7 protein-coding genes are annotated in these 9,126 nt (G+C 56.8%); 6 read left to right on the top strand and 1 reads right to left on the bottom strand.

Annotated features, from left to right (window positions below; translation table 11 throughout):
• From ACRXB1_RS22810 to ACRXB1_RS22795, 4 genes are all read left to right on the top strand, one after another.
• On the top strand, positions 1 to 595 hold a 595-nt coding region (locus ACRXB1_RS22810; protein ID WP_449493301.1), incomplete at its 5' end, for a 2-keto-4-pentenoate hydratase.
• A gap of 708 nt (positions 596 to 1,303) precedes the next feature.
• Positions 1,304 to 3,226, top strand: a complete 1,923-nt coding sequence (locus tag ACRXB1_RS22805; protein ID WP_061999377.1) for a PrkA family serine protein kinase — start codon at positions 1,304 to 1,306, stop codon at positions 3,224 to 3,226.
• Between the two features lie 247 nt (positions 3,227 to 3,473).
• A complete protein-coding gene (locus ACRXB1_RS22800; RefSeq protein ID WP_061999378.1) occupies positions 3,474 to 4,739 on the top strand; it encodes a YeaH/YhbH family protein in 1,266 nt (421 codons plus the stop codon).
• 128 nt (positions 4,740 to 4,867) lie between these two features.
• The gene (locus tag ACRXB1_RS22795) at positions 4,868 to 6,388 is read left to right on the top strand and encodes a SpoVR family protein (protein ID WP_372237088.1); all 1,521 of its coding nucleotides are present in this window, start codon (positions 4,868 to 4,870) and stop codon (positions 6,386 to 6,388) included.
• Between the two features lie 73 nt (positions 6,389 to 6,461).
• On the opposite strand, the gene ACRXB1_RS22790 is transcribed toward ACRXB1_RS22795, so the two are convergent.
• Complete coding sequence (locus tag ACRXB1_RS22790) at positions 6,462 to 7,544, bottom strand: AI-2E family transporter (protein WP_061999380.1); 1,083 nt, start codon at positions 7,542 to 7,544, stop codon at positions 6,462 to 6,464.
• 182 nt (positions 7,545 to 7,726) lie between these two features.
• On the opposite strand from ACRXB1_RS22790, the gene ACRXB1_RS22785 reads away from it, so the two are divergent.
• Entirely contained in the window at positions 7,727 to 8,308 is a 582-nt protein-coding gene (locus ACRXB1_RS22785) for a TetR/AcrR family transcriptional regulator (RefSeq protein ID WP_075359702.1), read from the top strand.
• 77 nt (positions 8,309 to 8,385) lie between these two features.
• The coding region (locus ACRXB1_RS22780) for an SDR family oxidoreductase (RefSeq protein ID WP_449493300.1) at positions 8,386 to 9,126 on the top strand (741 nt) is incomplete at its 3' end.

Below are 9,126 nucleotides of genomic sequence, written 5' to 3'. Positions count from 1 at the left end.
TGCACGCTCGCCCGGCGCGCAGGCGAACACGGCGCCTATCGATGCGGAGCTCGTCCACACATCACCGGCGCGCATTGCGCATGCGTCTTTCTTTCGCGTTTTGATCGAAATGGAAGTGGCATTTCGTTTTTCTCATGCACTTCCGGCGCGCGCGGAAGCTTACAGCCGCAGCGAAGTATTTGCGGCGCTGGGCGGCATGGCGGTGGCGCTCGAAGTCGTCGATAGCCGTTTCGCCCAATGGCCGAACCTTGCGCCGCTTGCGCAACTAGCCGATTCGCAGAACAACGGTGCACTGATCGTGGGCAAGATGGAGCCGTACGAAGTTATCTCACCGGGCTTCGACTTCTTGTCGCCACAACTCGAACTGACCGTCGACGGTGTCTCGATCGTTCCGCCGACCGCAGGCAACCCCGCTGGTGATCCACGTGAACTGCTGGTGTGGTTCGTCAATCATTGCAGCACGAACGGACATACTGTGCAGCCTTTCTGGACCGTTACGACGGGTTCGTACACGGGTGCACGCCGCATTGAAGGGCCAGGTGTAGTAAGTGGACGGATCGACCGTATCGGGGATATTGAATTGACGCTCGAATAGGCATGACGCATGCGGCCGAAGCGCGCATGAACGAAGCTTTAACAGGTTTGTAACGCTGAGCGCCAATGGTATGGCGTTGTAGAAACAGCACTAAATCAAGGCACTCGAATGAGTGCCTTTTTTATTTCGCAAATCCCTTTGCGCATATCGGGTATTGAATGAACGAGCACGCATGCAACGCCAAAAAGCCGGGTAACGGAGGTCAACCGATGCCATTGCGACTCGTTGTGTAAGAAAGACCAAAAAGAACATTGCGTCTGCATCGTTTGGGCTTGGTTGTGCGTATATACGCATGGAGCAAGGCAGTCGATGCGTCACACATGCTTCATCGCGGTGGATAACATGTGGATGAGTCTGTGGATGACCGGTAGATAAGCAATGGATAACCTGGGGCATAAGCACGCTGCACAAACGCGGCGCGCGACTTGTCTGCGGCAGCAGCAGCCGGGTGCTTCGGCTGCCAGCGTGCGCATGAGTCCAAGGCTTGTACAGCAAGGCTGTGCAGCTATTGCCGAAGACGTTTCGCGAGTCGGGATGATGATTGTAGGTGAACGAAAATATTCCACCAAGCTAGGAATACTTCGAAGCAAATCAGCAACGCATTTGCATGAAAAAAAATTCGAATAGGTTTAGGATGAACTGAAGCGATGTTGTTCTGATTAGGCGCGCCGCGCACACATTGCTTTCTGACTTCGGCGAGGAGGTAGCATGGATATCTACAGCAGTTTCGCGACCCGCTTCGAAAAAACCCGCGAGGAGGAATTCTCGCTCGAAGAGTATCTCGCGCTCTGCAAAGACGATCCTGCAACGTATGCAACAGCGGGCGAACGGATGTTGGCGGCTATCGGGGAACCGGAGTCAGTCGACACGCGCACGGACCCGCGTTTATCGCGTGTGTTTGCAAACAAGGTGATCAAGGTGTATCCGGCATTCCGTGAGTTCTACGGAATGGAAGAAGTGATCGAGCAGGTGGTGTCGTACTTCCGGCATGCAGCCCAAGGGCTGGAAGAAAAGAAGCAGATCCTGTATTTGCTGGGTCCGGTAGGCGGCGGCAAGTCATCCATTGCCGAACGTCTGAAGCAACTGGCCGAGCGTGTTCCTTTCTACTCAATCAAGGGTTCGCCCGTCAACGAGTCACCTCTTGGCTTGTTCGACTACGACGAAGACGGTCCCATTCTCGAAGAGCAATACGGCATTCCGCGCCGCTACCTCAAGAACATCCTGAGCCCGTGGGCCGTCAAACGCCTTCATGAATTCAACGGCGACATCCGCAAGTTCCGCATCGTTCGTCGCTATCCTTCCATCCTTCGCCAGATCGGTATTGCCAAGACCGAACCGGGCGATGAAAACAATCAGGACATCTCGTCACTGGTCGGCAAGGTCGACATCCGCAAGCTCGAAACCTTTTCACAGGATGATGCCGACGCCTACAGCTACTCCGGTGGATTGTGTCTCGCGAACCAGGGCTTGCTCGAGTTCGTCGAAATGTTCAAGGCGCCAATCAAGGTCCTGCATCCGCTCCTGACCGCCACTCAGGAAGGCAACTTCAAGGGTACGGAAGGTTTCGGCGCAATTCCGTTCGACGGCGTGGTGCTGGCTCACTCGAACGAGTCCGAATGGAAGACGTTCCGCAACAACAAGAACAACGAAGCACTGCTCGATCGTATCTTCGTGGTAAAGGTGCCGTATTGCCTGCGCTATGGCGAAGAGATGAAGATCTACGAGAAGCTGCTGCGTAATTCTTCGTTGACGAACGCAGTGTGCGCACCTGGCACGCTGAAGATGATGGCGCAAATGGCGGTGCTGACGCGTCTTCATGAACCGGAGAATTCCAGCCTCTTTTCGAAGATGCAGGTCTATGACGGCGAGAACCTGAAAGACACCGATCCAAAGGCGAAATCCTTCCAGGAGTACCGCGATTTTGCGGGTGTAGACGAAGGCATGAACGGGGTATCGACCCGCTTTGCGTTCAAGATTCTCTCGCGCGTGTTCAACTTCGATTCCACCGAAGTCGCGGCCAACCCGGTGCACCTGATGTACGTGCTCGAACAACAGATCGAGCGCGAGCAGTTCCCGCCGGAAACCGAACAGAAATACCTGTCGTTCATCAAGGACGTGCTGGCCTCGCGGTATGCCGAGTTTATCGGCAAGGAGATTCAGACGGCTTACCTGGAATCGTATTCCGAGTATGGCCAGAACATCTTCGACCGTTACGTCACCTATGCCGATTTCTGGATCCAGGACCAGGAATTCCGCGATCACGATACCGGCGAGAGTTTCGACCGTGCGTCGCTGAATGCGGAACTGGAGAAGATCGAGAAGCCGGCCGGCATCAGCAACCCGAAGGACTTCCGCAACGAGATCGTGAATTTCGTGCTGCGGGCGCGGGCGGCGAATGGCGGCAAGAATCCTGCGTGGATCTCCTACGAGAAGCTGCGGGTGGTGATCGAAAAGAAGATGTTCTCAAACACTGAAGAGCTCCTCCCTGTGATCTCGTTCAACGCCAAAGGATCGGCTGAAGAACAGCGCAAGCACGAGGATTTCGTCAACCGCATGGTCGCAAAGGGTTACACGCCGAAGCAGGTGCGTCTCTTGTGCGACTGGTATCTGCGTGTTCGCAAGTCGTCGTAATTCGGTGCGTCGCGTTACGGTGCGTTCAGTCTTGAGCGAAGGAGGAAATCTGTTCCCAAGCGAAACCAGGCAAAACGTGATTGAATCAGGAATGTGTTGCTAGTTCTATAGTCATACGTTCGCGTGACGCCGGTATCTAACCGGTGAAACGCGAGCACCTTGGCGAGTGCTTGTCGGTCCGCGCCGCAGCGTGCGGTTGAGGCAAACGAGCGCTTCGCTTCCTCGCCAATTACGCGGGAGACTGGATGTGCTGCATCAAATCATCGACCGCAGGTTAGCCGGTAAGAACAAGAGCATTGCCAACCGCGAACGCTTTTTGCGTCGTGTCAAAAACTACATCCGCCGCGCGGTGTCGGACGCCGTTCGAGACCGCAGCATCAAGGACATTCAAAGCACGCAGAGCATCACGATTCCGAAAAAGGACATCGCCGAACCGTCGTTCCGGCATGGCCCTGGCGGAAAGCGCGAGCTCGTGCATCCGGGCAACGCCGAGTACATTCGTGGCGACAAGATCGCGCGTCCGAATGGCGGCGGAGGCGGTGGCGGCAAGAGCGCGAGCAACGAAGGCGAAGGGCAGGACGACTTCGTGTTCGAGCTCTCGCGTGAAGAGTTCATGCAGTATTTCTTCGATGACCTCGAGTTGCCGCGCCTCGTCAAAACCCAGTTGGCCGCCGTGCCAACCTGGAAGAACGTGCGTGCGGGTTTTTCGGCGGAAGGCACGCCGAATAACATCGACGTCGTCCGGTCGCTGCGCAGCGCACTCGGGCGCCGGATCGCGCTGGGTTCGCCCCTGTCGCGTCAGTTGCATGAGATGGAGCGTCAGCTCGAAGTGCTTCTGGACGAGAAAGGTGACCCTGAAGAGATTGCGCGGCTCGAAGCCGAGATCGTGATCATGAAGGGGCGTATCACGCGGATTCCGTTTATCGATCCGTTCGATCTGCGGTATGTCAACCGGGCCAAACAGCCGACGCCCTCCAGCAAGGCCGTCATGTTCTGCCTGATGGACGTGTCCGGTTCCATGGACGAACAGCGCAAGGACTTGTCCAAGCGCTTCTTCATTCTTCTGTATCTGTTCCTGAACCGGAATTACGAAAAGATCGAAGTGGTCTTTATCCGGCACCACACGCGTGCAGAAGAAGTCGATGAAGAAACGTTCTTCCATTCAACAGAAAGCGGTGGCACGGTGGTATCGAGCGCGCTCGAGTTGATGAAAAAGATCATGGACGAGCGTTATTCGCCCTCGGAATGGAACATTTACGGCGCGCAGGCTTCTGACGGCGATAACTGGACGGATGACTCGCCCAAGTGCCGCAAGCTCCTGTCCGAAGACATCCTGCATAAGGTGCGCTATTTCGCGTATATCCAGGTCGCGCCTGAAGAGCAGAACCTTTGGGTCGAATATGCACATCTGGCGCAGAGCGCGCCGGAACTCGCGATGAAAAAAGTCGAATCGGCTGCGGATATTTATCCGGTCTTTCGCGAACTGTTCGAAAAACAACAGGCGGCTGCATGACGACAAGGCATTTGAACAACGAAGCACGCGGGTATCACCTGAAACCTGGCGAAGAACTGAAAGCACAGGACAGCGCGCCGCAAAAGGTCAGGAAGCCGCGCGCAAGCGCGACGCCGGAGGGAGACACCATGAACGTGGCGGAAAAAAGACCGTTGCCATGTCCTTCGGACTGGACGTTCGAACTCATCGAGGAATATGACACCGAGATTGCGCGTGTCGCGCAACGCTATGGGCTCGACGTCTATCCCATCCAGCTTGAACTCATCAGCGCCGAGCAGATGATGGACGCATATGCGTCGGTTGGCATGCCGGTGAATTATCGGCACTGGTCGTTCGGCAAGCATTTCCTGTCGACTGAGAAGAGTTACCGGCGTGGGCAAATGGGCCTTGCTTACGAGATCGTCATCAATTCGAATCCATGTATCGCGTACCTCATGGAAGAGAACACGATGACGATGCAGGCGCTCGTCATTGCGCATGCCGCTTACGGGCACAACTCGTTCTTCAAGGGCAACTATCTGTTCAAGTTGTGGACAGATGCCCATGCGATCATCGACTATCTGGTTTATGCGAAAAATTACATCGCAGAGTGCGAGGAGCGGCATGGGATCGATCGCGTCGAGGAGTTGCTCGACTCATGTCATGCGCTGATGAATTACGGGGTGGACCGGTATAAGCGGCCGCAGAAGTTGTCGCTGGCGAAGGAAGCTGCTGCGCGACGTGAGCGCGAAGCGTATCTGCAATCGCAGGTGAATGAACTCTGGCGCACGTTGCCCAATAAAAAGGCGACGACAACCGAAGAGATCGAAAGCCGATATCCGCCGGAGCCGCAGGAAAACCTGCTGTACTTCGCGGAGAAAAATGCGCCTTTGCTCGAACCCTGGGAACGCGAGGTGATTCGCATCGTGCGCAAGGTGGGACAGTATTTCTATCCGCAGCGCCAAACGCAGGTCATGAACGAAGGCTGGGCCACCTTCTGGCATTACACGCTGCTCAACACGCTGTATGCGGAAGGCCGACTCGAGGACGGCTTCATGATGGAGTTCCTCCATTCGCACAGCAACGTGGTGTATCAGCCGCCGGTGACCAAGCAGTATTACAGCGGCATCAACCCGTATGCGCTCGGCTTTTCCATGATGAGCGATATCCGCCGCATCTGCGAAAACCCGACGGACGAAGACCGCGAATGGTTCCCGGAACTTGCCGGCAGCGACTGGCTGGAAGCACTGCACTACGCCATGCGCAACTTCAAGGACGAGAGTTTTATCGCGCAGTATTTGTCACCGCATCTGATCCGGGAAATGCGCCTGTTCTCGATTCTCGATGACGACATGCGCGACTCGCTGGAGGTATCGGCGATTCACGACGAAAGCGGGTACAGGTACGTGCGGCAAGCGTTATCGCGTCAATACGACATGCATCACCGGGAGCCTAATATCCAGGTCTACTCCGTGAACACGCGCGGTGACCGAAGCCTCACGCTTCGCCACTTCATGACCGATAACCGGCATCTCACCAACGACAGCGAGGAAGTGCTCAAGCACATGGCTCGACTTTGGCAGTTCGATGTGTATCTGGAAAGTGTCGATGAAAACGGCACGGTGAGAAAACGCTTCGACTGCAAGTACGCGGGGGCAGAGCGGCGCTGAGTCGAACGGGTTCTCATGGAAAAAACGGCTCGCTGATCCAATCAGCGAGCCGTTTTTCATTCAGCAGGCAAACTCACACCTTGTCGATGGTCCGTGTTCCTTCCGCCTGGCCTTCTTCGTTCTGCGTGAACAGGTCCCAGGCCGCCATGAACAACGCGGCGATCAGCGGTCCGATCACGAAGCCGTTGATCCCGAACAGTCCCATCCCGCCCAAGGTCGAAATCAGCACGACCCAGTCCGGCATCTTCGTGTCCTTGCCAACGAGAATCGGACGCAGGATGTTATCGACCAGACCGATGATGACCACGCAGAACGCGATCAGGATCACGCCTTTCCAGATGTCGCCGGTGAGCAGGAAATACGCTGCCGCCGGCGCCCAGACGAGTGCGGCGCCAATGGCCGGAAGCAGCGACAGGAACGCCATCAGCACGCCCCAGAGCAGCGAGCCCTGGATGCCGAGAAACATGAAAATCATCCCGCCGAGAAACCCCTGAGCTGCGGCAACGGCGATATTGCCCTTCACGGTTGCGCGTACGACCGTTGTGAATTTGGCGATCAGGTGCTGCTTCGGCGCTTCATCGAGCGGCAATGCGCGGCGAATGCGCCGGCCGATTTCACCGCCATCGCGCAGCAGGAAAAACACCAGGTACAGCATCACACCGAAGCTGATCACGAACTGGAATGTGTTCTGTCCGATGCTGAGCGCTTGCGTCGCGACAAACTGACTGATCGCGGCGGCGCCATCGGTCAGCCGTTTCTGGATGCTCGGGATATCCGTGAGTCCAAAACGGCCGAGCAAGGTCTGCACGGACTTCGGCAGCGCGTGGATGCCTTCCTGGAAGTACATCGTGAAGTTGGGCTGGCCTGACTTGATCTGCGTGTAGGCGAGACCGATTTCCTGGACCAGCGTGGCCGCGACGAACGACAGCGGCAGGATCACGATCACGATGGTCAGCCCGAGCGTTGCAAACGCAGCGAGATTGCGGCGCTTGCCGAATTTGGCGGCAAGGTAGCGCTGCATCGGCTGGAACAGGATGGCGAGAATCGTCCCCCAGAAGATCGCGCCGAAGAACGGCGTCAGGATCCAGCAAAGCGCGACGGTAACCACGAACAGCAGGATGTGGAAAAACTTTTGGTGTACGGAGTGGTTGTTCATAAATGCCTTGAGGGAAGCTGGAATCGTGACGTAGGCGCGGCAAGCTCCCATGCCGGCGCCCTATAGCAAGAAGACGGCCCGATGCTAGCACGGGCAGGTTTTGGCCCGTCCGGAGCGATATTGCGTCAATCTTAAAATTGGTTATAATTGAGTATTCACTCATTTAAACTGCAAGATCTTCGATGGCCCGACCCAAAAGCGACGACAAACGCAACGCACTTCTTCTTGCCGCCGAGCAGGTCTTCGCCGAGCGCGGACTTGCCGCCGCGCCTACATCGGCCATCTCGAAGCAGGCGGGCGTCGCGGAAGGGACGCTGTTCACCTATTTCCGCACGAAGGACGAACTGGTCAACGCGTTGTATCGGTCGATCAAGCTCGAACTCGCCGACGCGCTGATGGCGCAGTTCCCGCGGCGCGGGCCGGTGCGCAACAGGCTCGAATACTTGTGGAACGCTTTCGTGGACTGGGGTGTGGCCAATCCGCAGCGGTTGAATGTGCTCGACCAGTTATCGGTGGCGGATATTGTCACTGAGGAATCGAAGGCGGTCGGGTACGAACCATTTGCCGAAATCGAAGCGCTCGCGCTGCACAGCATCAAGACCGAGATCTTGCAGGCTTATCCGTGCGAGTTCATTGCGGCGAATATGAAGGCGCTGGCGGAGACCACGATGGGATTCATGAATGCGTATCCCGATGAAGCAGGGCGGTATCGGCAGATTGGCTTCGACGTGTTCTGGAATGGCGTCGCGCGCGACAAAGCCTGAAGTCCGACTGATTCAAGCCAATTTGCCGCCGATTTAATGACTGATTACTCACGCAATCAAATGCGAAAGGAATTCAAATGAGCACATGGACGACTGCCGATATCCCGCCGCAAACCGGCAAGCGCGTTGTCGTGACAGGCGCGACGGGTGGACTGGGTTACGAGACCTCGCTGGAACTGGCGCGAGCGGGCGCCGAGGTGATTCTCACTGGACGCAACGAGGCCAAGGGCCGGGCGGCAATTGACCGTCTCCGCCACGAAGTGCCGAATGCACGCGTCAGCTTCGAGATGATCGATCTTGCGAGTCTGAAGTCAATCGCGCGCGCTTCGGAGCACTTGCTCGCAGATGGCGCGCCCGTCGATATCCTCGTGAACAATGCGGGCGTGATGATGCTGCCGCAACACGAGAAAACCGCCGATGGCTTCGAGCGTCAGTTCGGCACGAACTATCTCGGTCACTTTGCGTTGACTTCGCAGTTGCTGCCGCTCCTGCAAAAGAGCGCCGCGCCGCGCGTGGTGAACCTGAGCAGCATCGCGCACAGGCGGGGCAAGATCGCCTTCGATAACCTGCAGGGCGAGCGCGCCTACAAAGCGTGGCCCGCATACGAGCAATCGAAACTCGCCATGCTGATGTTCGCGCTGGAGTTGCAACGGCGCAGCGACGCAAACGGCTGGGGCCTCATGAGCAACGCCGCACATCCGGGATTCGCACGCACGGACCTGATTGCGAATGGACCGGGAACATCGGGCATGCTGGCGCTCGCCCTGAATACTTTTCGATCGCCAGTTTGTCCGTCACGACCACCGAACCCGTTTGCA

It is taken from the genome of Caballeronia sp. M23-90, assembly GCF_053574605.1.
This window is presented reverse-complemented; position numbering and strand designations above follow the sequence as displayed.